The sequence below is a fragment of the Neobacillus drentensis genome, assembly GCF_036965425.1.
Lineage (GTDB): Bacteria > Bacillota > Bacilli > Bacillales > Cytobacillaceae > Neobacillus > Neobacillus drentensis_F.
Map to the genome: position 1 here is coordinate 38378 of NZ_JBALPP010000079.1, position 24189 is coordinate 62566.

The window sequence follows — 24189 nt, forward strand, 5'->3', positions numbered from 1 at the left end:
ATCATTAAACCAAATCGTTTTAGAACTTATTTTGGATCCGCTTTTGGGGCAGGGGTGTCTTCGCGTGTTATATTCGTCTGACTAATTAAACGAGGTCGTGAAAACATGGCCCATCTTGGGAAACGGAAAATAGCATCCTTTTGATCATCTTTAATAAAAGGGCCGAATGGAGCCATATAAGGTATCCCAAATGAACGTAAACTGCACATATGAAGAATTAACGCAATTAATCCTACAATGATGCCGAATAAACCAAATGATGCTGCAATCGCCATGAAAGGAAAGCGTAACATCCTGATAGAAATTGCTAATTCATAATTACTAACAATAAAGCTAGAAATGGCGGTAATGGCGACTACGATTACCATAGCTGCTGACACAAATCCGGCTTCAACAGCTGCAGACCCAATGACTAGTGTTCCAACGATGGATACAGCCTGGCCAATCGCTTTTGGCATTCTTAAGCCTGCTTCACGTAAAATTTCAAAGCTGACCTCCATCGCTAGGGCTTCGATAAAGGCTGGAAATGGAACACCTTCTCGCTGGGCAGCTAGGGTAATAAGTAATTGCGTGGGCAGCATTTCTTGATGAAAGGTTGTAATCGCAATATAAAATGAAGGTGCTAACAATGCAATAAAAAAACCGACATATCGCAGGAAACGAAGAAGTGTTGTAATATCTGCCCGGTTATAATAATCCTCGGGCGACTGTAAAAATTGGGCGAATATGACTGGTATTGTAATGACAAAGGGTGTACCATCAACAAGGATCGCAATGCGGCCCTCTAACAAATCGGCAGCAATGGCATCTGGCCGTTCTGAATGATACATGGTAGGAAAAGGTGACCATTTTGCATCCTGAATTAATTCTTCGATATAACCGGTTTCTAAAATACTGTCAATCTTAATTCGATCGAGTCTTTTACGTAGCTCTTCTACAATCTTATCATTTGCAATACCATTGATATACATAATGGAGACGTTGGTTTTAGATACTTTTCCAATTTTCCTAGATTCAATCCATAGGTTGTGATCTCTAATTTTTCTTCTTAGTAAAGAAGTGTTGACCCGTATATTTTCTGTAAATCCCTCACGGGGGCCCCTGATTGTTGTTTCGGTTGTAGGTTCCTCAACTGACCGTTCTTTTCCGCCTTTCATCTCAACTGCGAAGCCTTGGGAATATCCTTCAAACAAAAGAATTACTTTCCCATTTAGAAGAGAATCGAGCAGATTCGTAAAATCATTTATATCCTGAATGTCTCCGACCGTTAAAACCATATCTTTTAAATGGTGTAAAAGGTTATATCCAGTGACTGATTCTGAATCTATACCAGTTGTACGCCAATCAATCATTAACGATTCCATGATGAAGTTTTGAGCGGATTGACTATCAATCAAACCGTCGGTAAAAATGATACAAGCTTTAATCCTGCCTTCCTTACCAATCCTGATTTCACGCATAATAATGTCGTCACTGTTTCCGAACAACTCTTTAATTTTCTGGAGGTTATCAGTTAAACTCGGTTCTAAAGGTTCCCTTATTTCTTCATGTGGCTTTGTTTGAATCGTTTGTTCAGCAGCTCTTCTTTGTAAGTCTTCCCACTTGAATTTAATTGATCTTTTGTTTTTCGTTTTGAAAAAATTCAAAGTTTTCCCCTCATATTCCTGCTGTTTTTAAGGTTATTATTTCCACTTAAAACAGGCATATTCCATACATGTTTAGATGAGATAATAGGAGGTTTAATTTACCAATAAAAAGTTAAAAATATAAAATGGTAATTTTCGTACTAATGGGAAGGAATTTATATTAATGGAAAATGCGAAAATTGATTCAAAGCAATTGTTTTCTCTTATGTTTCTATTTCAATTAGGAACCGGAATTGTGACAAGAATGGGGATGCAAGCGAAACAAGATGCATGGATATCAATCACGCTTGGCATGCTTGGCGCACTCATTCTTTTTTTCTTTGTATACGTCCAAATATTCAAACGGTATCCAAACCTTCCTTTTACCGGAATTTTAATTAAAGTATTTAGCAAATACATCGGACTACCATTAAGCCTAGTATATATTTGCTACTTTTCCTTTGTAGCCGCATTTAATGCGCGGCATTTAGGAGATACAATGGGCACGTATATTTTATCGGAAACGCCGGTTCCCGTAATTATTTTTATCGGCCTGTTATTGGTTTCTTATGCCTGCTATTTAGGGATTGAAGTGGTGGGAAGAACGGCAGAGATCCTCGTTGGCGCAATGGCTGCTTTCGGAATAGTTGGTAATTTAACGGTTTTTGCTTCCGGAATTATCAAAATTAAGAATGTACAGCCTGTTTTAGAATTTGGCTGGCTGCCGGTTTTAAAACACGCTATACCCCTAACGTTGTTTTTCCCTTTTGGGGAAATTTTTCTTTTCCTCATGTTTTTCCCTTACTTGAATAAGCCCGAATTAGTCAAAAGAACGGGCTTACTGTCCATTTTGTTAAGTGGGTTAGGTCTTACCTGGACCTTTCTATTAATTATTAGTGTAATTGGTAATGGTGCTCAGGCTGTTGAAATCCCATTGCTTCTTACAGTTGAAAAGATAAACGTTGGCCATATTATCCAGAGGATGGACTCCATTGTTGTTGGGACATTTGCAGTAGGATTTTTCATAAAAATTATTCTTTATGTCTATGCAGTTTTGATTGGGTTAAGGGACATTTTCAAATTTAAAAGGTATCAGCCTTTGATTATCCCCGTAATATCTCTCATCTTTATTTACTCATTGATTGGGTCGAAAAATAAGATTGCCTATCAAGATTTTTTTTATAATAAAATGCCATATTTGGTGGGGTTCCCACTATTAGTGGGAATACCCATCATTGCTCTAATAATGATTTTAGTTCGAGCCTATTTTGATAAATCACGAGCAAATATATCAGAGTAAAGTGTTATTGTTTTAAGCTGAAATCAGTTTCTTCTATTATATATGTACATAATAAATTGATTAAATATTTAGAGTAATAAATTAGGAGAATATTGGAGATTACATTTAGGGATTGAAATTGAAAATGTCAGCCGCTATAATTAAAAAAGTGTTCAGCGCAGAAAGCATAAAAAAATTCGTAATAACTGTTGCGTTTGCTTTATGTTTTATGTATAATAGACAATGTTGGTCTTTGACTGCGATGAGGTGGAAGGTTGCTGACACACCCGGCCGCTTTGCCATGGCGAGTGTGTGGGAAATTTTCACTGAGAACTGTCTATTTCGAAAATAGGCGAATAAAGGAGGGAAAATAATGGCAAAACAAAAAATTCGTATCCGCTTAAAAGCATATGATCACAGAATTCTAGATCAATCTGCAGAAAAAATCGTTGAAACAGCAAAACGTTCAGGTGCGGCAGTTTCTGGTCCGATCCCGCTTCCAACTGAAAAGTCTGTTTACACAATTCTTCGTGCGGTTCATAAGTACAAAGATTCTCGTGAACAGTTCGAAATGCGGACACATAAGCGTCTAATCGACATCGTTAACCCAACTCCACAAACAGTTGATGCGTTAATGCGTTTAGATCTACCATCTGGCGTAGATATCGAAATTAAACTTTAATCAAAATAAATGAACAAATATACAGGAGGTGTGACTTAAATGACCAAAGGAATCTTAGGAAGAAAGATTGGTATGACTCAAGTATTCGCTAGTAATGGCAACTTAATCCCTGTAACTGTAGTTGAGGCGGCTGCTAACGTAGTTCTTCAAAAGAAATCAGTTGAAACTGACGGTTATACTGCAGTTCAAGTTGGTTTTGAAGACAAGCGTGAGAAGTTATCTAACAAACCAGAAAAAGGCCATGTTGCTAAAGCAAATACTGCTCCTAAGCGCTTCGTTCGCGAATTCCGCGGAGACGACTTAGCAGCACTTGAAGTTGGTCAAGAAGTCAAAGTTGATATTTTCGCTGCAGGCGATATTGTAGATGTAACAGGAATCTCAAAGGGTAAAGGTTTCCAAGGCTCGATCAAGCGCCACGGACAATCACGCGGCCCGATGGCTCACGGTTCACGTTACCACCGTCGTCCTGGTTCAATGGGACCTGTTGCTCCAAACCGTGTATTCAAAGGTAAAGCATTACCTGGACGTATGGGCGGAGAACAAGTTACTGTACAAAACCTTGAAATCGTTAAGGTTGACGTAGAGCGCAACCTACTATTGATCAAAGGCAACGTTCCAGGAGCGAGAAAAGCATTATTAAAAATCAAAGGTGCGGTAAAAGCATAGTTACTTTTTGAGAAAGGAGGAACAAAGGAATGCCAAAGGTAGCATTATTAAACCAAAACGGATCACAAGTTGGTGATATCGAGCTTAATGAATCAGTTTTTGGTATTGAGCCTAACCAACACGTATTATTCGAAGCGATCGTTATGCAACGTGCTTCATTACGTCAAGGAACTCATAAAACTAAAATTCGTTCTGAAGTTGCAGGCGGTGGCCGCAAGCCATGGCGTCAAAAAGGAACTGGCCGTGCTCGTCAAGGGTCAATCCGTTCTCCACAATGGCGCGGAGGTGGTACTGTATTTGGTCCAACACCACGCAGCTACAGCTATAAATTACCTAAGAAGGTTCGTCGCCTAGCGATCAAATCTGCGCTATCTTCTAAAGTATTAGATGAAAATATCTTAGTACTAGAAAGCTTAGCGATTGAAACTCCAAAAACAAAAGATTTCAAAGCTGTTTTAAACGGTCTTTCTGTTGAGAAAAAAGCACTTATTGTTACAGCAAACCTAGATGAAAATGTAGCGCTTTCTGCTCGCAACATTCCTGGTGTAACAGTAGTAACAGCTGATGGAATCAACGTATTAGATGTTGTAAACCATGATAAATTAATCATGACTAAAGCAGCGGTTGAAAAAGTAGAGGAGGTGCTTGCATAATGGATGCACGCGATATCATTAAGCGCCCCGTTATCACTGAGCGTTCTACTGACCTAATGGCTGAAAAGAAATATACGTTCGAAGTTGATGTGAGAGCTAACAAAACACAAGTTAAAGATGCTATTGTAGCAATCTTTGGCGTTGATGTTGAGAAAGTTAACATCATGAACTATAAAGGTAAATTCAAGCGTATGGGTAAATTCGGCGGATACACAAACAAGCGTCGTAAAGCAATCGTAAAATTAACAGCTGACAGCAAAGAAATCGAATTCTTTGAAAGCTAAAAACTAACAAGAAGAGGAGGGAATAAAATGGCGATTAAAAAGTACAAACCTACCTCCAATGGTCGTCGCGGAATGACTAGCTCTGATTTCGCTGAAATCACAACTAGCACTCCAGAAAAGTCTCTATTAGCTCCATTAACGAGAAAAGGCGGCCGTAATAACCAAGGTAAGTTAACTGTTCGTCATCAAGGTGGCGGCCATAAGCGTCAATATCGTTTAATCGACTTTAAACGTAACAAAGATGGCATTCCAGGACGCGTTGCCACTATCGAGTATGATCCAAACCGTTCTGCAAATATTGCATTAATCAATTATGTTGATGGAGAGAAGCGTTATATCTTAGCTCCTAAAAACCTTCAAGTAGGCATGGAAGTAATGTCTGGCCCTGAGGCAGACATTAAAGTGGGTAACGCACTTCCACTAGCAAACATCCCTGTTGGTACTGTGGTACACAACATCGAGCTAAAGCCTGGTAAAGGTGGACAATTAGTCCGTTCTGCTGGAACTAGCGCACAAGTTCTAGGTAAAGAAGGAAAGTACGTACTAGTTCGTTTAACTTCTGGTGAAGTTCGCATGATCCTTTCTGAGTGCCGTGCATCTATCGGTCAAGTTGGTAACGAACAACATGAACTTATTAAAATTGGTAAAGCAGGTCGTTCTCGTTGGTTAGGCAAACGCCCAACTGTTCGTGGATCTGTAATGAACCCTAACGATCACCCACACGGTGGTGGTGAAGGACGTTCACCAATCGGACGTAAGTCACCAATGACTCCATGGGGTAAACCAACTCTTGGATACAAAACTCGTAAGAAGAAAAACAAATCAGATAAATTTATCGTACGTCGTCGTAAAAAATAACGTGTCTTTCCTACGGTTCACAGAACGAACCGTAGAACAGTCACGAAGGGAGGTACCTTCATGGGTCGCAGCTTAAAAAAAGGACCATTCGTTGATGATCATTTAATGGTTAAGGTCGAAAAGTTAAATGAAACTGAGAGCAAACAAGTTATTAAGACTTGGTCTCGCCGTTCTACGATCTTCCCACAATTTATCGGCCACACAATCGCAGTTTATGATGGTCGCAAACATGTGCCTGTATATGTTACTGAAGACATGGTAGGTCACAAGCTTGGAGAATTCGCTCCAACACGTGCTTACAAAGGGCATGGTAATGATGATAAGAAAACAAGACGTTAAGAGAGGAGGGCATCCAAATGCAAGCTAAAGCTGTTGCAAGAACAGTTCGTATTGCTCCTCGTAAAGCACGTTTAGTCGTTGATTTAATCCGAGGAAAGCAAGTTGGTGAAGCTGTGGCGATTTTAAATCTCACACCTAAGGCTGCTTCTCCAATCGTTGAAAAAGTATTAAAATCTGCTATGGCAAACGCTGAGCACAACTATGAAATGGACGTTAACACTCTAGTTGTTACTCAAGCATTCGTTGACGAAGGACCAACTTTAAAACGTTTCCGTCCTCGCGCAATGGGCCGTGCAAGCCAAATTAACAAACGCACAAGCCATATTACAATCGTTTTAACAGAAAAGAAGGAGGGATAAGCTGTGGGTCAAAAAGTAAATCCAGTCGGTTTGCGTATCGGAATCATCCGTGATTGGGAATCTAAATGGTACGCAGGTAAAGACTTCGCTGATCTTTTACACGAAGACCTTAAAGTTCGTGAGTATATCACGAAGCGTTTAAAAGATGCTTCTGTTTCTAAAGTAGAAATCGAACGTGCTGCTAACCGTGTTAACGTAACAGTTCATACAGCTAAGCCTGGTATGGTTATCGGTAAAGGCGGTACAGAAGTTGAAGCACTTCGTAAAGCATTAAATCAACTTACTGGCAAACGTGTTCACATCAACATCCTTGAAATCAAAAGAGCTGATCTTGATGCGAAACTAGTTGCTGAAAATATTGCTCGTCAATTAGAAAATCGTGTATCTTTCCGTCGTGCACAAAAGCAAGTTATTCAACGTGCAATGCGCGCAGGTGCAAAAGGTATTAAAACAATGGTATCCGGTCGTCTTGGTGGCGCTGATATCGCTCGTTCTGAACACTATAGCGAAGGAACTGTTCCTCTTCATACTCTTCGCGCTGATATCGACTATGCTACAGCTGAAGCTGATACTACTTACGGTAAGCTTGGCGTAAAAGTGTGGATCTATAAGGGAGAAGTCCTTCCTACTAAGAAGAAAAATGCGGAAGGAGGCAAATAATAATGTTATTGCCAAAACGCGTAAAATATCGCCGTCAACACCGTGGAAATATGCGCGGTCAAACAAAAGGCGGAGCTGAAGTAACATTCGGTGAATTTGGCCTTCAAGCAATGGAAGCTTCTTGGATTACAAACCGTCAAATCGAAGCAGCCCGTATTGCAATGACACGTTACATGAAACGTGGCGGTAAAGTATGGATTAAAATCTTCCCTCATAAGCCTTACACTGCAAAGCCTCTAGAAGTGCGGATGGGTTCCGGTAAAGGTTCACCTGAAGGCTGGGTAGCAGTTGTAAAACCAGGGAAAGTTATGTTTGAAATCGCGGGTGTTTCTGAAGAAATCGCACGTGAAGCATTACGACTTGCTATGCACAAACTTCCAGTAAAATGTAAGTTTGTAAAACGTGAAGAAATTGGTGGTGAATCAAATGAAAGCTAATGAACTTCGTGACCTTACCACTGCAGAAATTGAACAAAAAGTAAAATCTCTTAAAGAAGAGCTTTTCAACCTACGCTTTCAATTGGCGACAGGACAACTAGAAAATACTGCTCGCATTCGTGAAGTACGCAAAGCGATCGCTCGTATGAAAACTGTTGTTCGCGAAAGAGAAATCAGCGTTAACAAGTAATAAATGAGAGGAGGTTCACAGATGAGTGAACGTAACCAACGCAAAGTTTACACAGGACGCGTTGTTTCTGACAAGATGGACAAAACAGTTACAGTTCTTGTTGAAACGTACAAAAAGCATCCTTTATACGGTAAACGCGTTAAGTACTCTAAAAAGTATAAAGCTCATGATGAGCAAAATCAGGCAAAAATCGGTGATGTTGTTCGCATTATGGAAACTCGCCCACTTTCAGCTACTAAACGCTTCCGTTTAGTCGAAGTTGTAGAAAAAGCCGTTATTATTTAATTGTTCGGATAAGCTTCAATCCGAAGGGAGGTTACACACATGATTCAACAAGAATCACGTTTAAAAGTTGCTGACAACTCTGGTGCTCGTGAAGTACTTACGATTAAAGTTCTTGGTGGCTCTGGTCGTAAAACTGCTGGTATTGGTGATGTGATCGTTTGTACAGTAAAACAAGCAACACCAGGTGGCGTTGTTAAAAAAGGTGACGTTGTTAAGGCTGTTATCGTTCGTACAAAGAGTGGCGCTCGCCGTCCAGATGGTTCTTACATTCGTTTCGATGAAAACGCATGTGTAATCATTAAAGATGATAAGAGCCCACGTGGAACACGTATCTTCGGACCAGTTGCCCGCGAACTTCGCGATAGCAACTTTATGAAAATCGTTTCTCTTGCTCCAGAAGTATTATAATTTTAAAATCAATTGCCTTTAAGGAGGTGCGACAAGATGCATGTAAAAAAAGGTGATAAAGTCAGAGTTATTTCTGGCAAGGATAAAGGCAAAACAGGTGTTATCCTAGCTGCTTATCCTAAAGACAGCCGTGTTCTAGTAGAAGGCGTAAACATCGTGAAAAAGCACTCAAAGCCTTCTCAAGTGAATCCACAAGGCGGAATTATCAGCTTTGAGGCTCCAATTCATGTATCAAACGTTATGCCTATCGATCCTAAATCAGGTAACCCAACTCGTGTAGGTTACACAACGGTTGATGGCAAAAAAGTACGCGTAGCAAAATCCGGTGAAGTATTAGATAAATAGTTTAAATTAAGAAGGGAGGTACACACATGAACCGCCTAAAAGAAAAGTTTGTTAAAGAAGTTACTCCTGCTCTAATGAGCAAGTTCAACTATAAATCAGTTATGCAAGTTCCTAAGATTGAAAAGATCGTTGTAAACATGGGTGTTGGTGATGCAGTTGCAAACGCAAAAGCACTTGATAACGCTGTTGAAGAATTAGCAACGATCACTGGTCAAAAGCCACTTATCACTCGTGCGAAAAAATCTATCGCTGGCTTCCGTCTTCGTGAAGGTATGCCAATCGGTGCAAAGGTTACTCTTCGTGGTGAGCGCATGTACGAATTCTTGGATAAATTAGTTTCTGTTTCTTTACCTCGTGTACGTGACTTCCGTGGTGTTTCTAAGAAAGCTTTCGACGGTCGCGGTAACTATACTTTGGGTGTTAAAGAACAATTAATCTTCCCTGAAATTGATTACGATAAAGTAAGCAAAGTTCGTGGTATGGATATCGTTATCGTAACGACTGCTAACACTGATGAAGAATCTCGTGAACTTTTAACTCAATTTGGAATGCCATTCCAAAAGTAATCGCTAAATAAGGGAGGCGAAAACGTGGCTAAGAAGTCAATGATTGCGAAACAAAAACGCACGCCTAAATATGCTGTACAGGAGTACACTCGCTGCGAACGATGCGGCCGTCCGCACTCTGTATACCGTAAATTTAAGCTTTGCCGTATTTGTTTCCGTGAATTAGCATACAAAGGACAAATTCCTGGTGTTAAAAAAGCTAGCTGGTAAAACCCAGAGTTGTGGAAGGAGGTAAAAATAATGGTCATGACAGATCCAATTGCAGATATGCTTACTCGCATTCGTAATGCGAACATGGTACGTCACGAAAAGTTAGAAGTGCCTGCTTCTAATATGAAAAAAGAAATCGCTGAAATCTTAAAGCGTGAAGGTTTCGTACGTGACGTTGAGTTTATCGACGACAACAAACAAGGTATCATCCGTATCTTCTTAAAGTACGGTACAAATAATGAGCGTGTTATTACTGGTCTTAAGCGCATAAGTAAGCCTGGTCTTCGTGTTTATGCAAAATCTACTGAGGTACCACGTGTTCTTAACGGTCTTGGTATCGCACTAGTATCTACATCACAAGGTGTTATTACAGATAAAGAAGCTCGTGCAAAACAAATCGGTGGAGAAGTTTTAGCATACGTTTGGTAATCGAGTTTTTGAATGAATGGAGGTGCACTAAATGTCTCGCGTAGGAAAAAAACCTATCGAAATTCCAGCTGGAGTTACGGTTACTTTAAATAACAATACAGTTACAGTAAAAGGCCCTAAAGGCGAACTTACTCGTACTTTTAATCCTGAGATTACGATCACTGTTGAAGAGAACATCATTACAGTGGCTCGTCCATCTGATGTAAAAGAAATCCGCGCATTACATGGTACTACTCGTGCTGTGATTGCGAACATGGTTGAAGGTGTTTCCAAAGGCTTCGAAAGAGGTTTAGAATTAATCGGGGTTGGTTACCGTGCGCAAAAGCAAGGTACTAAGCTTGTATTAAACGTTGGTTACTCTCATCCAGTTGAAATGGAACCTGAAAAAGGTCTTGAGATTGAAGTACCTACTAACACAAAGATCATTGTTAAAGGTACTGATAAAGAACGTGTTGGTGCATTAGCTGCCAATATTCGCGGAGTTCGTCCTCCAGAGCCATATAAAGGCAAAGGAATTCGTTACGAAGGCGAATTTGTTCGTCGCAAAGAAGGTAAAACAGGTAAGTAATGCCGCATAGGTAAACGAAAGGAGTGACGTAAATGATTACGAAGCTTGATAAAAACGCTACTCGCAAGAAAAGACATGCTCGTGTTCGTGCGAAACTTAGCGGAACTTCAGCTCGTCCACGTCTAAATGTGTTCCGTTCAAACCAACACATTTATGCTCAAATTATCGATGACATGAATGGAGTTACTTTAGCAAGTGCTTCTACAATAGAAAAAGACTTCGGTCTTGAATCTACAAGCAACGTTCAAGCTGCACAAAAAGTCGGAGAATTAGTTGCTAAACGTGCGGTTGAAAAAGGGATCTCTTCAGTTGTATTTGACCGTGGAGGATACCTATACCATGGACGTATTCAAGCATTAGCTGATGCTGCTCGTGAAAACGGCCTACAATTTTAATAGACAAAGGAGGGACACTTAAAGATGCGTCGTATTGATCCAAACAAACTTGAACTTGAAGAACGCGTAGTTACAGTTAACCGTGTTGCGAAGGTTGTTAAAGGTGGACGTCGTTTCCGTTTCTCTGCACTTGTCGTAGTGGGAGATAAAAACGGTCATGTCGGCTTCGGTACTGGTAAAGCCCAAGAGGTACCTGATGCAATTCGTAAAGCTATCGAAGATGCAAAGAAAAACTTAGTGGAAGTACCAATGGTTGGAACTACTGTTCCTCACCAAGTAATTGGACGTTTTGGTGCTGGTGAAATTCTTCTTAAGCCTGCTTCTGAAGGTACAGGAGTTATCGCTGGTGGTCCAGTTCGTGCGGTTCTTGAATTAGCTGGGGTAGCAGATATCCTTTCTAAATCATTAGGCACAAACACTCCAATTAATATGGTACGTGCTACAGTTGATGGTTTAAAACAATTAAAACGTGCTGAAGACGTAGCGAAATTACGTGGTAAATCAGTAGAAGAACTGTTAGGATAAGGGGGGAAATCAAATGGCGAAACTTTTAATTACCCTCAACAAGAGCGTTATAGGTCGCCCTGAGGACCAACGTGCAACAGTTACAGCGCTAGGTTTACGTAAATTAAATCAAACAGTTGAGCACCAAGATAACGCTGCGATTCGCGGTATGATTAACAAAGTTGCTCACCTTGTAACAGTAAAAGAACAATAATCCATTGTTTTCTTTCATAAGGAGGTGCCAATATGAAACTTCATGAATTAAAACCTGCCGAAGGTTCTCGTAAAGAGCGCAAACGTTTAGGACGCGGGATCGGTTCTGGCCAAGGAAAGACTGCAGGTAAAGGTCATAAAGGTCAAAACGCTCGTTCTGGCGGCGGTGTACGTGTTGGTTTTGAGGGTGGTCAAACACCTTTATTCCGTCGTTTACCAAAACGCGGTTTCACTAACATTAGCCGTAAAGAATACGCAGTTGTGAATCTTGATGCATTAAACCGCTTCGAAGAAGGTACAGAAGTTACTCCAGAACTTCTTATCGAAACAGGCGTTGTAAGTAACGAAAAAGCAGGAATTAAAGTTCTTGCAAAAGGGAACGTAGAGAAAAAGCTGACTGTGAAAGCTCACAAATTCTCCTCTGCTGCTAAGGAAGCTATCGAAGCTGCTGGTGGAACTACTGAGGTGATCTAATGTTCCAGACAATCTCCAATTTTATGCGCGTGGGTGAGATAAGGAATAAAATTATTTTCACCCTTTTAATGTTAGTCGTTTTTCGACTAGGTACATTTATCCCTGTACCGAATGTAAATGCTGAGGTTCTTGCTAATCAGGATAAGCTAAGTGTCTTCGGGATTTTAAATACCTTTGGCGGTGGAGCATTGAAACAATTCTCCATCTTTGCAATGGGTATCATGCCGTATATCACTGCTTCGATTATCATTCAGCTTTTACAGATGGATGTTGTTCCGAAATTTACGGAATGGTCCAAGCAAGGGGAAGCAGGACGTCGTAAGATTGCTCAATTCACTCGCTATTTCACTGTTGTGCTTGGATTTATCCAAGCATTAGGTATGTCATATGGCTTTAATAACTTAGCCAGTGGCCAACTAATTGAAAACCCTGGAATCGGAACTTATCTATTGATTGCTACGGTTTTAACTGCTGGTACATCTTTCTTGATGTGGTTAGGTGAGCAAATAACCTCAAAGGGTGTCGGAAATGGTATTTCGATCATCATCTTCGCTGGTATTGTTGCTGCGATTCCTAACACAGTTAATCAAATTTATGTTCAACAGTTCGAAAATGCAGGAGAAGCTTTGTTCCTACGTATTGTTACAGTTGCATTAATTGTTCTTGCTGTCATTGCCATTGTTGTTGGAGTTATTTTCATCCAGCAAGCAACACGTAAAATTCCTATTCAATATGCGAAACGCGTTGTAGAAGGCCGCAATCCGGTGGGTGGCCAATCCACTCATATGCCGTTAAAAGTTAACGCAGCCGGTGTTATCCCTGTCATCTTTGCCGTTTCATTCATTGTAACGCCAAGAACAGTTGCCTCATTCTTTCCAACGAATGATGTTACACTTTGGATTACAAAAGTATTTGACTATTCTCATCCAATTGGGATGACTCTTTATGCAGCATTAATTATCGCGTTTACTTATTTCTATGCCTTTATCCAAGTTAACCCTGAACAAGCAGCGGAAAACTTACAAAAGCAAAGCGGCTATATTCCTGGCATACGTCCTGGTAAGAGCACGCAAGAATACTTAACACGCGTCTTATATCGTTTAACATTTGTTGGTGCGATCTTCTTATCTGTTATTGCGGTTCTTCCTGTTATATTCATTAAATTAGCGAACCTGCCGCAATCGGCACAAATTGGCGGAACAAGCTTGCTCATCGTTGTTGGTGTTGCACTTGAAACGATGAAACAACTTGAAGCACAACTTGTTAAACGTCACTATAAAGGTTTTATAAAGTAAAAGGTTTTGGGGACCTATTGGCCCCTGAAACCAAATATAGCACGAGGGGGGAACACGTGTGAATTTAGTATTAATGGGGCTTCCGGGTGCCGGAAAGGGTACTCAGGCTGAAAGAATCGTAGAGCAATACGGCATCCCTCATATCTCAACTGGAGATATGTTCCGTGCAGCGATGAAAGAAGGAACTGAACTAGGATTACAAGCTAAATCCTTCATGGACAAAGGTGAACTTGTTCCTGATGAAGTAACAATCGGCATTGTTCGTGAACGATTAGGCAAAGATGACTGTGAAAGAGGCTTTTTGCTAGATGGCTTTCCTAGAACAGTACCTCAAGCAGATGCGTTGGAAAACTTACTAGTTGATTTAAATAAAAAAATTGACTATGTAATTAATATTAACGTTGATAAAAGTATATTAATGGAACGTTTGACTGGACGTCGGATTTGTAAAGACTGCGGGTCCACTTATCATCTAGTATTTAATCCTCCTGCCAACGAAGGCAAATGCGACAAGTGTGGCGGCGAGCTTTATCAAAGAGCTGATGATAATGCGGAAACAGTTCAAAACCGTTTAGACGTCAACATCAAGCAACAAGAGCCATTACTTACTTTTTATGAAACAAAAGGCTATCTCCGCACGATTGATGGTCAACAGGATATTCGCAAAGTTTTTGCTGACATCGAGCAATTACTTGAGGATGTACGTTAATGATCATTGGCAACACCGAGCGGGCGACTCTCGAACATCTCTTCAAAAGAAAACAAAAGTATGTGGGAGAAAATGGCTTTTCTATTGTACTTAGTATGTACGACCGAGAGTTGGGCAAGACTTACATGAGGACTGAGAAATTCCTAAAAATGTAGAATTTACTTGCGGACAGATGCTGTACAATATGTTAAAATTTTAAGGTTGCTATTGTTGTACCTATTAGAAGATTAATTTTACATTTTCGAATACTATTTTTGAATAGAGAAGGGAGACGAGTTGATGGCCAAGGATGATGTAATTGAAATTGAGGGTAAAGTCATTGAAACTTTGCCAAATGCGATGTTTAAGGTAGAATTAGAAAATGGTCATACTGTGCTGGCTCATGTTTCTGGTAAGATCCGCATGCACTTCATCAGGATTCTTCCTGGAGACAAGGTTACTGTTGAGCTTTCTCCATATGACTTGACACGCGGAAGAATTACTTACCGCTTCAAATAATTCGCTTGCACTCCGTACTACTAAGGAGGTTAGGATAATGAAAGTAAGACCATCTGTTAAACCGATCTGCGAAAAGTGCAAAGTTATCCGTAGACGCGGAAAAGTTATGGTTATCTGTGAAAACCCTAAACATAAACAAAAACAAGGTTAATCATTGAAGGAGGTGCGCTCATTATGGCACGTATTGCTGGTGTAGATATTCCACGTGAAAAGCGTGTAGTTATCTCTTTAACTTACATTTATGGTATTGGTAAAAATACTGCACAAAAAGTATTAGCAGAAGCTGGTGTTTCTGAAAATACTCGTGTACGTGATTTAACAGAAGACGAATTAAACAAAATCCGTGACATCATCGACAAATTAAAAGTCGAAGGTGATCTTCGCCGTGAAGTTTCTCTTAACATTAAGCGTTTAATGGAAATCGGCTGCTACCGCGGATTACGTCATCGTCGTGGTTTACCGGTTCGTGGACAAAATACGAAAAACAACGCTCGTACACGCAAAGGTCCTCGTAAGACTGTTGCGAACAAGAAGAAGTAATCGGCAAAGGAGGTTATTTAAATGGCACGTAAAACTAATACACGTAAGCGTCGTGTTAAAAAGAATATTGAATCAGGTATTGCTCATATCCGTTCAACTTTCAACAACACGATCGTAACAATCACTGATGTTCATGGTAATGCAATTTCTTGGTCAAGTGCTGGTGCGCTTGGATTTAAAGGTTCTCGTAAATCTACTCCATTCGCAGCACAAATGGCAGCTGAAACGGCAGCTAAGACTTCCATTGAACATGGTATGAAAACTTTAGAAGTTACTGTTAAAGGACCTGGTGCAGGCCGTGAAGCTGCAATCCGTGCTCTTCAAGCTGCTGGTCTTGAAGTAACTGCTATCAAAGACGTTACACCAGTTCCTCATAATGGATGCCGTCCACCAAAACGTCGTCGCGTTTAATTTTTCTGTATAGATTTTGTATCATATGTCTATAATGGGATATGATATTAAATTTTGGCAACATACAGAAGATTTATTCCAGTTGTTGTGCACAAAACGGGAACGTAAACATGGGGGAATTTCGGTTAGCTTACTAACTAATCGAGTTTCGACGTTTTGAAGGAGGGTTAATGATGATCGAAATAGAAAAACCAAAAATCGAAACGGTTGAGATCAACGATGATGCCAAGTATGGCAAGTTCGTCGTAGAACCACTTGAGCGCGGATATGGTACTACTTTGGGTAACTCCTTACGTCGTATCCTATTATCTTCACTCCCAGGTGCCGCTGTTACATCGATTCAAATCGATGGGGTACTTCATGAGTTCTCAACAATTGAAGGCGTCGTAGAGGATGTAACATCCATCATTTTAAACATTAAAAAGCTAGCTTTAAAAATCTACTCTGATGAAGAAAAATCACTTGAAATTGATGTGCAAGGTGAAGGACCTGTAAAAGCAAGCAACATTACCCATGATAGTGATGTTGAGATTTTAAATCCAGATCTTCATATTGCAACATTAGCATCAAATGGTCATCTTCGCATGCGTTTAACGGCTAAACGTGGTCGTGGTTATACACCGGCTGATCAGAATAAGAGAGAAGATCAACCAATTGGTGTAATTCCAATTGACTCGATTTATACGCCAGTTGCTCGTGTGGCTTTCCAGGTAGAAAATACACGTGTTGGCCAAATGTCAAATTATGATAAGCTTACGCTTGATGTTTGGACAGATGGAAGCACTGGGCCAAAAGAAGCGATTGCTCTGGGTTCGAAAATTTTGACCGAGCATTTGAACATCTTTGTTGGTTTAACTGATGAAGCACAAAATGCTGAAATCATGATCGAAAAAGAAGAAGACCAAAAAGAAAAGGTTCTAGAAATGACTATTGAAGAACTTGATCTTTCTGTTCGTTCTTATAACTGCTTGAAGCGTGCTGGCATCAACACTGTTCAGGAATTAGCCAATAAGACTGAAGAAGATATGATGAAAGTTCGTAACTTAGGCCGTAAATCACTTGAAGAAGTGAAGGCAAAACTAGAAGAGCTTGGATTAGGCTTACGCAAAGACGACTAGTCGTGCGTTATGATAATCCGTTTTATGACTTCAACAAAGGAGGGAACCCTTCATGGCATACAGAAAGTTAGGACGCACAAGTGCACAGCGTAAAGCTATGCTACGTGATTTAACTACAGATTTAATTATCAACGAGCGCATCGAAACAACTGAAACTCGCGCGAAAGAACTTCGTGTGACAGTTGAAAAAATGATCACTTTAGGTAAGCGCGGCGATTTACATGCTCGTCGTCAAGCATCTTCTTACGTTCGTAACGAAGTTGCTAACGCTGAAAACGGTCAAGATGCTGTACAAAAACTTTTCACTGATATCGCTCCACGTTACCAAGAGCGTCAAGGTGGATACACTCGTATTATGAAACTTGGACCTCGCCGCGGTGACGGTGCGCCAATGGTTATTATCGAGTTAGTTTAATACCTTTTAACAGACAACAAGGGCGCTGGACAGTTTACAAACAAACTTGTTCTTTGCCCTTTTTCTGTAAAATGCAATTCAATATTTTATAGTTTTACCAAGCCAAACGAGTGTTATGATGAGCGTGACTCCACTAAAGTGGAGCGATGATTTTTTCCCGGAAGGATTACTTCTATTCCTTTTTGCGTCTTGTCTAGCTCATGCACCTCCTCCCATTTCTATTATAGAAATCCCTTTTATTGCAGTCTCTGAAGCGCAGTGCTGCAACTGGGTCGAGGTGCAGGCTTTTTTTGTATTTAAAAGAATATAAGAGATGAGAATAGTCTAGCTTAGTGGGGGATTGCTTGATGAAAAAGTCAATAGTATCTCTAAAGGGAGTATCTTTTCAATACGATTCACAAGAGCGCTATGCCCTTAAGAATGTCTCCTTCGACATTTTTGAAGGGGAATGGCTGGCCATCGTCGGTCATAATGGTTCGGGAAAATCGACAATGGCAAAACTTTTAAATGGCCTGCAGTTTCCTAAGGAAGGCGAAATTACTGTTGGCGATGTAAATCTTAACGAAGAATCAATCTGGGACATTCGCAGAAAAATCGGAATGGTATTTCAAAACCCTGATAATCAGTTTGTTGGGACAACTGTACAGGATGATGTGGCTTTTGGTTTAGAAAATAACGGAATACCAAGAGAAGAAATGGTCCTAAGAGTTGAGGATTCACTCAAAAAGGTTAAAATGGATCAGTTTCTATATCAAGAGCCCCACCATCTATCAGGCGGTCAAAAACAGCGGGTGGCAATCGCAGGAGTACTAGCCTTAAGACCTTCGATTATTATTTTAGATGAGGCAACCTCGATGTTGGACCCAAAGGGCAGGGAAGAAGTTTTAGAGACGGTTAGAAGTTTAAAAGAAGAAAAGGAGCTAACCGTTATCTCAATTACACATGATTTAGAGGAAGCGGCAAAAGCGGACCGAATCATCGTGATGAATAAAGGTGAGGTATTTAAAGAAGGTTCGCCAGAAGAGATTTTTTCGATGGATGAACAATTAATACAACTTGGGCTGGATATTCCCTTCTCAGTTAAAATGAGCAAAGCATTCCGTCAAAAAGGGATTGATTTATCCAAGCACTATTTATCGGAAGAAGAGTTGGTGAAAGAGCTATGGACATCTCGCTCTCACATGTAGAGTACCGTTATCAAGCAAACACCCCATTTGAAAGATTAGCTATTCAAGACGTTTCAATCGATATTCCTTCCGGGACTTATTTGGCCTTGATTGGTCATACTGGATCCGGGAAGTCTACTGTGTTACAGCACTTGAATGCTCTTCTGCAGCCAACAGACGGAATGGTGAAAATTGGGGATAATGAAATAAAAGCGAAACAAAAGAATAAAAATCTCAAACCAGTACGGCAAAAAGTTGGGATTGTCTTTCAGTTCCCGGAGCATCAATTGTTTGAGGAAACTGTTGAAAAAGATATTATTTTTGGGCCGCTTAATTTTGGAGTTACCGAAGAAGAGGCTAAAAGACGAGCACGCGTTGCTCTAAAGCAAGTGGGCCTTAGTGAAGAAATTTTAGAAAAGTCACCGTTTGACCTGTCTGGCGGTCAAATGCGCCGCGTAGCCATTGCTGGTGTGCTGGCGATGGAACCAGATGTCATTGTCTTGGACGAGCCTACCGCAGGTTTAGACCCTCGCGGCCGGAAAGAAATTATGGATATGTTCTATCAACTTCATCTGGATAGAGGTCTTTCCACGATCCTTGTGACCCACAGTATGGAGGATGCCGCACGATATGCTGACCAAATTGTGATTATGCAGCAAGGCAAGGTCGCCAAAAAAGGGTCACCAAAGGAGATTTTCTCTAGCCCTGTGGAATTAGTACAAATGGGATTGGATGTTCCGGAAGTGGTTCGTTTCCAGCTTAAGGTTGAGGAAAAAATGGGCATGAAATTAGATGAAATTTATCTTTCCATTGACGAGTTATCATCTGCAGTTACAGACTTTTTAAGCAGAGGTGTCCGCTCATGATGGAAAAAATGATTTTTGGCCGCTATGTTCCGGCAGATTCGGTCCTTCACAGGATGGATCCGCGTTCAAAATTGATTCTTATTTTTTTATTTGTTTGTATCATTTTTCTCGCTAATAACGTTGTAACCTATGCACTTATTGGAATTTATACGTTTTTAATGCTTGGTTTATCAAGGATACCGATTCGCTTTTTATATGGTGGTCTTAAACCTGTGCTGTGGCTTGTTTTATTTACGTTAGTCCTGCAGCTGTTATTTACAAAGCAAGGTGCAGTCATTTTTGAATTAGGTCCATTGAAAATTTATGAGGAAGGCTTACGGCAGGGGATTTTTATTTCCTTACGTTTCTTCCTCTTAATTTTAATGACGTCCTTATTAACCTTAACAACCACGCCGATCGAAATTACAGATGGGCTTGAAACATTGCTGCATCCGTTAAAAAAAGTTCGGTTTCCTGTTCATGAAATGGCGTTAATGATGTCTATTTCTTTACGGTTTATTCCGACACTCATGCAGGAAACTGACAAGATAATGAAGGCGCAAATGGCCCGTGGTGTGGAATTTGCCAGTGGACCCTTTAAAGAAAGAATCAAAGCGGTTATTCCCCTGCTTATTCCTTTATTTGTGAGTTCTTTTAAGCGGGCAGAAGAGCTCGCGATTGCGATGGAGGCAAGGGGCTATCGCGGCGGCGAAGGACGGACGAAATACCGCCAATTAAGCTGGCATATTGCAGATTCCTTGCAGCTTATGATCTTGGCCGTTTTATCGGTTTTATTATTTTTATTACGTTCATAATGGGGCGAATTCATGCAAAGGTATAAATGCATTCTATCCTATGATGGCTCAGGTTTTTCCGGTTACCAGGTTCAGCCAAATAAGCGGACTGTGCAATTAGAGCTAGAAACAGTTTTAGCAAAAATGCATAAGGGTTTGCCGGTAAAGGTGTCAGGATCAGGCAGGACGGATGCTGGTGTTCACGCAAAAGGTCAGGTCATTCATTTTGATTCAGCCCTGCCGATTCCAGAACCTAAATGGGAGATGGCGTTAAACTCCATGCTGCCGTCGGATATTTCGGTGCTTTCTGTAGAGAAAGTAAACGAGTCCTTTCATGCCCGTTTTGATGCTATAGGAAAGGAATACCGTTATCTAATACATCTTTCTTCTAAACGGGACCCGTTCCAGCGGAATTTTTCCTATCAGTATCCATATTTTTTAAGTGTCGATGACATGAAGCAAGCTAGTAAATACTTCCTTGGTACCCATGACTTTACGAGTTTTTGTGCTTCAAAAACAGAAGTAATAGACAAAGTTCGTACGATTGAAACCATTGAGTTTGTCGTGGATGGCGACTTGCTTGTCATACGATTCGTGGGGAATGGCTTTTTATATAATATGGTTAGGATTTTGGTAGGAACATTACTAGAAGTGGGAGCTGGTAATCGCTCGCCGTCGGATATGGCTGAAATCATAGCAGGTCAAGACCGACGCCTATCCGGAAAAACCGCACCAGCACATGGTTTGTATCTTTGGGAAGTTTTTTATAATAAAACAACCTAACCTGGTGTAACATTCCCTTGACATTTTGACTGTGATTGATTAATATATTACATGTGCGTGTTTTTAATCCCACGATAAAGCCCCGGAAAGTCTTCATCGTGATTGAAAATATATGATTTTTGAAACTTGAGCGCACGTCAGGCCTCGGTCGTTTATTCCCGGAACAGAATGGAACGCGCGAAGGCGTTGACAGTGCGAAAATAATAACACTTAACGGATTTAATTAGGAGGGAAACTCATGCGTACAACGTTTATGGCAAATGCCAACAATATCGAGCGTAAATGGTACGTAATTGATGCTGAAGGCAAAACTCTTGGTCGTCTTGCTTCTGAAGTAGCATCAATCTTACGTGGTAAAAACAAACCAACTTTTACACCACATGTTGACACTGGTGATCATGTTATCATTCTTAACGCTTCTAAAGTAGAATTAACGGGTAAGAAATTAACTGACAAGATCTACTACCGTCACAGCTTACACCCAGGTGGTTTAAAGCAAAGAACGGCTCTTGAAATGCGTACAAACTATGCTGAGAAAATGATCGAGCTTGCTGTTAAAGGTATGCTTCCAAAGAATTCTCTTGGCCGCCAAATGTTCAAAAAATTACACGTATATGCTGGTGCAGAACATCCACACCAAGCACAAAAACCTGAAGTTTACGAACTTCGCGGTTAATTAAGAGGGAGGGAATTAACTTGGCACAAGTTCAATATATTGGTACTGGTCGTCGTAAGAGCTCTGTCGCACGTGTGCGCTTAGTTCCAGGTACAGGTAAAATTGTTGTTAACGGTCGTGAAATCGAAGATTATATCCCATTTGAAGCTTTACGTGTTGTTGTAAGACAACCATTAGTAGCTACTGAAACAGTAGGCAGCTACGATGTTCTTGTAAACGTAAGCGGCGGTGGATACACTGGTCAAGCTGGCGCAATCCGCCACGGTATTGCTCGCGCATTACTACAAGCTGACCCTGAATTCCGTCCAACATTAAAGCGCGCTGGTTTATTAACTCGTGATGCACGTATGAAAGAGCGTAAGAAATACGGTCTTAAAGGTGCTCGTCGTGCGCCTCAGTTCTCAAAGCGTTAATTATCAAGTTTTCAAAGGCTCTCAACCAATTTGGTTGGGGGTCTTTTTTTATGCTGAAAAGTACTTTTGACAGTAGAAGATATATTAGAAGATAAAAGGGGGGACCAAATAATCGTTTTATATTCGGGAGGAGCAACATCAGGTAGAGTAGTAGCAGTTAACGGCGGTGTTCTTACATTGGCTAATACAGTCACTTTTGTTCCTGGTTACCCGGGTGCTCCAGCTATTGAACCTGTAGTGTTCATTCCACTTAACCAAATTACTGCAATTCTTGATGATATTTCCGGATTCCCAACTACCGAGTGAAGTAACAGCAGTAAAATTACGGAGATAGACCGCCTATATTTTTAGGCGGTCTATCCTTCTTTACATATTCAATAAAATCACTGAAACCATAAAGGAGTGGAGTTATCTTTCCTTTTGCTATTGTGATTAATGAAGATTTCTTCACCAGCGGAAATATCCTTAATCGCATAAAAGTTAATTGAAAAGTAATCTTTATTATACTCAAATTTCGCATTGGGATTGTATGAGTGATTATATATTGAGCCGTATCCCAGAGCAAGCGCATACTGTTTTTCACCCCAATCGAAGAGGAAATCAACAAGTGCGATGTTCTTTAAGAAATATCTGTCTGTTCGAGGGAAGACAATAATTGGTGCTTGCTCAATGAGTTCCCCGTTTTTTATCTCACTTACAGCAAACACTCCTCTTACATACTTGTCGGATTTTTTTACACAGATTGGGACCAAAGTATAACCCCTTTCACATTTTAGATCAGTAAAAACGTTCCATGTTAATTAATTTCGAGTAACAGTCAACTAGTTATAGGTCTAAATAAACGAGTCTCCTTTTCAAATAGGCTGCTCTGTCACGTATGAATTGAAATATCACTTCCGGTTCCTCATCAAATTTATCGATATCCTTGTTTTTATAAGGATCTTGAAGGAAATGAGACCTTAAAGCTTGATGTAATGAAGTAACCTTATTTTCTAAATATTGAACGGTGAACTTGGTTTCCAAAATTTCCTCCAATATTTCTCTGTAAAGTTTACGAAATTCAGGTGTTTGCAGAAGTAGAAAAGAAAGATGGTTGGTTTTTTTTCCGCCAATAGGAACATAATTATATCTCATGTTACTGCCGTTTATTTTTCGTCCCCAGGTAGCATCATAATCCCAAGGAATAATCTCAAAAAGACCTGTTCCACTGTTACGGTAAAGGGCATAGTTACGTGTAAATCCATCATTATTCATGGTACAGACAGCGCCTGCCATCCAACGTGCGTAGTTAATAATATCAATGTACTGGGAGATGGTTTGAGGAAAATCGGAGAGGTGGATTGTATTAATTTGCTTTACCAGTTCAACGAGGAATTCATCATCTGATTTGTTCCCAAACGCTCTTCTGTAGCCCGAAGTAAGTGAATTTTTCTTCTTTCCCTTATTAGAAAAATTAGCCCTATCGCTTACGGCATAATAAATCGGACCTAAAGGGAGTCCTCTTTTTCTCAAAAACATTTCATCTACAGATTCCAATAGCAAATAGACCCCTTTTAATGAGCCATTCCTTATTAAATTGACATGTTGACTTTCTGGCGAAAGGACACCAATGTCCTGGAAAAAATCGAGGGATAGTTTGTTACGGATGAGTGAGGGATCCTTATATTCGGCATTAAGATGAATGACATTGGCACCGGAGAATGCTCTTGGTTGAATGAACTTAATCATATATGATTTTTTACGGAATTTCCGGGTATATGAACCTCGGTAGCAAATATCAACCTCATAGTCGGTATCTCCCACTTGTAAACAGGCTGGAACAGTAGTATCGCTCCGAATATTACTTCTCAGATCATGTAAATCCGCTTCTTCAATAACTAAAATACAATTTGGAATTTGATAGGACATTTTTCCATTCCCTTCTTTATTCTTAAGGTTGTCTTTATGAATTGAGTTCTCCCTTCTTTCATTCAAAAAAACACCTCCTTAATCAACTTAATTCATTTTATTTAAGGTTTGTATAAATTGAATAAACTGATTGCCCATGCAAGGCTAATTTTATAATTTCATTATATTTACAGCTGGAATACATCACAT

Annotated in this window: 40 protein-coding genes; 37 read left to right on the forward strand and 3 right to left on the reverse strand. The window is 40.2% G+C overall.

Translation table 11 applies throughout. From position 1 onward, the window contains the following. Nucleotides 1–26: 26 nt before the first annotated feature. A complete protein-coding gene (locus tag V7161_RS18975) occupies nucleotides 27–1646 on the reverse strand; it encodes a spore germination protein (protein ID WP_420491644.1) in 1620 nt (539 codons plus the stop codon). A 163-nt stretch (nucleotides 1647–1809) separates the two neighbouring features. Here V7161_RS18975 and V7161_RS18980 point away from each other — a divergent pair, with 163 nt between their 5' ends. The 37 genes from V7161_RS18980 to V7161_RS19160 all read left to right on the forward strand — a co-directional run bounded on the left by V7161_RS18980 (nucleotide 1810) and on the right by V7161_RS19160 (nucleotide 22398). Continuing rightward, complete coding sequence (locus tag V7161_RS18980) at nucleotides 1810–2925, forward strand: GerAB/ArcD/ProY family transporter (protein WP_335714497.1); 1116 nt, start codon at nucleotides 1810–1812, stop codon at nucleotides 2923–2925. Nucleotides 2926–3277: 352 nt separating this feature from the next. Further along, on the forward strand, nucleotides 3278–3586 hold the full coding sequence (rpsJ, locus tag V7161_RS18985; RefSeq protein WP_007085291.1) for a 30S ribosomal protein S10: 309 nt from the start codon (nucleotides 3278–3280) through the stop codon (nucleotides 3584–3586). Nucleotides 3587–3625: 39 nt separating this feature from the next. After that, entirely contained in the window at nucleotides 3626–4252 is a 627-nt protein-coding gene (gene rplC / locus V7161_RS18990; RefSeq protein ID WP_335714498.1) for a 50S ribosomal protein L3, read from the forward strand. Between the two features lie 29 nt (nucleotides 4253–4281). Continuing rightward, complete coding sequence (gene rplD, locus V7161_RS18995; RefSeq protein ID WP_335714499.1) at nucleotides 4282–4905, forward strand: 50S ribosomal protein L4; 624 nt, start codon at nucleotides 4282–4284, stop codon at nucleotides 4903–4905. Beyond that, nucleotides 4905–5189, forward strand: coding sequence for a 50S ribosomal protein L23 (rplW, locus tag V7161_RS19000; RefSeq protein ID WP_335714500.1), 285 nt, complete (start codon nucleotides 4905–4907; stop codon nucleotides 5187–5189). The genes rplD and rplW overlap by 1 nt, the downstream gene beginning before the upstream one ends. A 27-nt stretch (nucleotides 5190–5216) precedes the next feature. Continuing rightward, nucleotides 5217–6047 carry a 50S ribosomal protein L2 gene (gene rplB, locus V7161_RS19005; protein ID WP_335714501.1) on the forward strand — a complete coding sequence of 277 codons (831 nt, stop codon included), beginning with the start codon at nucleotides 5217–5219 and terminating at the stop codon, nucleotides 6045–6047. Between the two features lie 60 nt (nucleotides 6048–6107). Then, nucleotides 6108–6386: a 30S ribosomal protein S19 gene (gene rpsS, locus V7161_RS19010; RefSeq protein ID WP_026565526.1), complete on the forward strand. Its 279-nt coding sequence runs from the start codon at nucleotides 6108–6110 to the stop codon at nucleotides 6384–6386. Nucleotides 6387–6403: 17 nt separating this feature from the next. Then, nucleotides 6404–6745 carry a 50S ribosomal protein L22 gene (rplV, locus tag V7161_RS19015; protein WP_223595858.1) on the forward strand — a complete coding sequence of 114 codons (342 nt, stop codon included), beginning with the start codon at nucleotides 6404–6406 and terminating at the stop codon, nucleotides 6743–6745. A gap of 3 nt (nucleotides 6746–6748) precedes the next feature. Continuing rightward, entirely contained in the window at nucleotides 6749–7405 is a 657-nt protein-coding gene (gene rpsC / locus V7161_RS19020; protein WP_289989307.1) for a 30S ribosomal protein S3, read from the forward strand. Between the two features lie 2 nt (nucleotides 7406–7407). Next, nucleotides 7408–7842: a 50S ribosomal protein L16 gene (gene rplP / locus V7161_RS19025; protein WP_223595855.1), complete on the forward strand. Its 435-nt coding sequence runs from the start codon at nucleotides 7408–7410 to the stop codon at nucleotides 7840–7842. Then, nucleotides 7832–8032 (forward strand): 50S ribosomal protein L29, encoded by a 201-nt coding sequence (rpmC, locus tag V7161_RS19030; protein WP_007085282.1) that lies wholly within the window; start codon nucleotides 7832–7834, stop codon nucleotides 8030–8032. Before rplP ends, rpmC begins: the two co-directional genes overlap by 11 nt. Before the next feature lie 21 nt (nucleotides 8033–8053). Next, the gene (gene rpsQ / locus V7161_RS19035; protein ID WP_019157093.1) at nucleotides 8054–8317 is read left to right on the forward strand and encodes a 30S ribosomal protein S17; all 264 of its coding nucleotides are present in this window, start codon (nucleotides 8054–8056) and stop codon (nucleotides 8315–8317) included. Between the two features lie 39 nt (nucleotides 8318–8356). After that, nucleotides 8357–8725: a 50S ribosomal protein L14 gene (rplN, locus tag V7161_RS19040; RefSeq protein WP_335415953.1), complete on the forward strand. Its 369-nt coding sequence runs from the start codon at nucleotides 8357–8359 to the stop codon at nucleotides 8723–8725. A gap of 36 nt (nucleotides 8726–8761) precedes the next feature. Next, on the forward strand, nucleotides 8762–9070 hold the full coding sequence (gene rplX, locus V7161_RS19045) for a 50S ribosomal protein L24 (protein ID WP_335513421.1): 309 nt from the start codon (nucleotides 8762–8764) through the stop codon (nucleotides 9068–9070). 26 nt (nucleotides 9071–9096) lie between these two features. Further along, nucleotides 9097–9636, forward strand: coding sequence for a 50S ribosomal protein L5 (rplE, locus tag V7161_RS19050; protein WP_335714502.1), 540 nt, complete (start codon nucleotides 9097–9099; stop codon nucleotides 9634–9636). A gap of 24 nt (nucleotides 9637–9660) precedes the next feature. Further along, entirely contained in the window at nucleotides 9661–9846 is a 186-nt protein-coding gene (locus V7161_RS19055; protein WP_034676107.1) for a type Z 30S ribosomal protein S14, read from the forward strand. A 30-nt stretch (nucleotides 9847–9876) separates the two neighbouring features. Next, nucleotides 9877–10275 (forward strand): 30S ribosomal protein S8, encoded by a 399-nt coding sequence (gene rpsH, locus V7161_RS19060; RefSeq protein ID WP_223595849.1) that lies wholly within the window; start codon nucleotides 9877–9879, stop codon nucleotides 10273–10275. Between the two features lie 31 nt (nucleotides 10276–10306). Then, entirely contained in the window at nucleotides 10307–10843 is a 537-nt protein-coding gene (gene rplF, locus V7161_RS19065; RefSeq protein ID WP_335714503.1) for a 50S ribosomal protein L6, read from the forward strand. Between the two features lie 32 nt (nucleotides 10844–10875). Beyond that, nucleotides 10876–11238: a 50S ribosomal protein L18 gene (rplR, locus tag V7161_RS19070; RefSeq protein ID WP_335714504.1), complete on the forward strand. Its 363-nt coding sequence runs from the start codon at nucleotides 10876–10878 to the stop codon at nucleotides 11236–11238. Between the two features lie 24 nt (nucleotides 11239–11262). Beyond that, nucleotides 11263–11763 carry a 30S ribosomal protein S5 gene (gene rpsE, locus V7161_RS19075; protein ID WP_223595843.1) on the forward strand — a complete coding sequence of 167 codons (501 nt, stop codon included), beginning with the start codon at nucleotides 11263–11265 and terminating at the stop codon, nucleotides 11761–11763. Nucleotides 11764–11776: 13 nt separating this feature from the next. Beyond that, nucleotides 11777–11956 carry a 50S ribosomal protein L30 gene (rpmD, locus tag V7161_RS19080; protein ID WP_223595841.1) on the forward strand — a complete coding sequence of 60 codons (180 nt, stop codon included), beginning with the start codon at nucleotides 11777–11779 and terminating at the stop codon, nucleotides 11954–11956. 32 nt (nucleotides 11957–11988) lie between these two features. Further along, on the forward strand, nucleotides 11989–12429 hold the full coding sequence (gene rplO, locus V7161_RS19085) for a 50S ribosomal protein L15 (protein WP_223595839.1): 441 nt from the start codon (nucleotides 11989–11991) through the stop codon (nucleotides 12427–12429). Then, complete coding sequence (secY, locus tag V7161_RS19090) at nucleotides 12429–13724, forward strand: preprotein translocase subunit SecY (RefSeq protein ID WP_335714505.1); 1296 nt, start codon at nucleotides 12429–12431, stop codon at nucleotides 13722–13724. Before rplO ends, secY begins: the two co-directional genes overlap by 1 nt. Nucleotides 13725–13782: 58 nt before the next feature. After that, nucleotides 13783–14433, forward strand: a complete 651-nt coding sequence (locus V7161_RS19095) for an adenylate kinase (RefSeq protein WP_335714506.1) — start codon at nucleotides 13783–13785, stop codon at nucleotides 14431–14433. Between the two features lie 279 nt (nucleotides 14434–14712). Beyond that, nucleotides 14713–14931, forward strand: a complete 219-nt coding sequence (infA, locus tag V7161_RS19100) for a translation initiation factor IF-1 (RefSeq protein ID WP_007085268.1) — start codon at nucleotides 14713–14715, stop codon at nucleotides 14929–14931. 37 nt (nucleotides 14932–14968) lie between these two features. Further along, the gene (gene rpmJ / locus V7161_RS19105; RefSeq protein ID WP_000868344.1) at nucleotides 14969–15082 is read left to right on the forward strand and encodes a 50S ribosomal protein L36; all 114 of its coding nucleotides are present in this window, start codon (nucleotides 14969–14971) and stop codon (nucleotides 15080–15082) included. Between the two features lie 23 nt (nucleotides 15083–15105). Then, entirely contained in the window at nucleotides 15106–15471 is a 366-nt protein-coding gene (gene rpsM, locus V7161_RS19110; RefSeq protein WP_223595834.1) for a 30S ribosomal protein S13, read from the forward strand. 21 nt (nucleotides 15472–15492) lie between these two features. Next, nucleotides 15493–15882 (forward strand): 30S ribosomal protein S11, encoded by a 390-nt coding sequence (gene rpsK, locus V7161_RS19115; protein ID WP_026574109.1) that lies wholly within the window; start codon nucleotides 15493–15495, stop codon nucleotides 15880–15882. Nucleotides 15883–16055: 173 nt separating this feature from the next. Then, nucleotides 16056–17000, forward strand: a complete 945-nt coding sequence (locus tag V7161_RS19120; RefSeq protein WP_223595916.1) for a DNA-directed RNA polymerase subunit alpha — start codon at nucleotides 16056–16058, stop codon at nucleotides 16998–17000. Nucleotides 17001–17052: 52 nt separating this feature from the next. Further along, a complete protein-coding gene (rplQ, locus tag V7161_RS19125; RefSeq protein WP_223595833.1) occupies nucleotides 17053–17415 on the forward strand; it encodes a 50S ribosomal protein L17 in 363 nt (120 codons plus the stop codon). A gap of 347 nt (nucleotides 17416–17762) precedes the next feature. Continuing rightward, nucleotides 17763–18602 carry an energy-coupling factor ABC transporter ATP-binding protein gene (locus V7161_RS19130; protein WP_335714507.1) on the forward strand — a complete coding sequence of 280 codons (840 nt, stop codon included), beginning with the start codon at nucleotides 17763–17765 and terminating at the stop codon, nucleotides 18600–18602. Beyond that, nucleotides 18578–19447 carry an energy-coupling factor ABC transporter ATP-binding protein gene (locus V7161_RS19135; RefSeq protein WP_335714508.1) on the forward strand — a complete coding sequence of 290 codons (870 nt, stop codon included), beginning with the start codon at nucleotides 18578–18580 and terminating at the stop codon, nucleotides 19445–19447. Before V7161_RS19130 ends, V7161_RS19135 begins: the two co-directional genes overlap by 25 nt. Further along, complete coding sequence (locus V7161_RS19140) at nucleotides 19444–20241, forward strand: energy-coupling factor transporter transmembrane component T family protein (protein ID WP_335714509.1); 798 nt, start codon at nucleotides 19444–19446, stop codon at nucleotides 20239–20241. Before V7161_RS19135 ends, V7161_RS19140 begins: the two co-directional genes overlap by 4 nt. 12 nt (nucleotides 20242–20253) lie before the next feature. Further along, nucleotides 20254–21003: a tRNA pseudouridine(38-40) synthase TruA gene (gene truA / locus V7161_RS19145; RefSeq protein ID WP_335714510.1), complete on the forward strand. Its 750-nt coding sequence runs from the start codon at nucleotides 20254–20256 to the stop codon at nucleotides 21001–21003. A gap of 238 nt (nucleotides 21004–21241) precedes the next feature. Further along, a complete protein-coding gene (gene rplM, locus V7161_RS19150; RefSeq protein WP_223595827.1) occupies nucleotides 21242–21679 on the forward strand; it encodes a 50S ribosomal protein L13 in 438 nt (145 codons plus the stop codon). Nucleotides 21680–21699: 20 nt separating this feature from the next. Then, nucleotides 21700–22092, forward strand: a complete 393-nt coding sequence (gene rpsI, locus V7161_RS19155) for a 30S ribosomal protein S9 (protein WP_098533175.1) — start codon at nucleotides 21700–21702, stop codon at nucleotides 22090–22092. Between the two features lie 66 nt (nucleotides 22093–22158). Further along, nucleotides 22159–22398: a hypothetical protein gene (locus tag V7161_RS19160; protein WP_335714511.1), complete on the forward strand. Its 240-nt coding sequence runs from the start codon at nucleotides 22159–22161 to the stop codon at nucleotides 22396–22398. Between the two features lie 77 nt (nucleotides 22399–22475). On the opposite strand, the gene V7161_RS19165 is transcribed toward V7161_RS19160, so the two are convergent. Both V7161_RS19165 and V7161_RS19170 read right to left on the reverse strand, forming a co-directional pair. After that, on the reverse strand, nucleotides 22476–22844 hold the full coding sequence (locus V7161_RS19165) for an SET domain-containing protein (RefSeq protein WP_335714512.1): 369 nt from the start codon (nucleotides 22842–22844) through the stop codon (nucleotides 22476–22478). Nucleotides 22845–22917: 73 nt separating this feature from the next. Beyond that, nucleotides 22918–24000, reverse strand: coding sequence for a CotH kinase family protein (locus V7161_RS19170; RefSeq protein WP_335714524.1), 1083 nt, complete (start codon nucleotides 23998–24000; stop codon nucleotides 22918–22920). Between the last annotated feature and the right edge of the window lie 189 nt (nucleotides 24001–24189).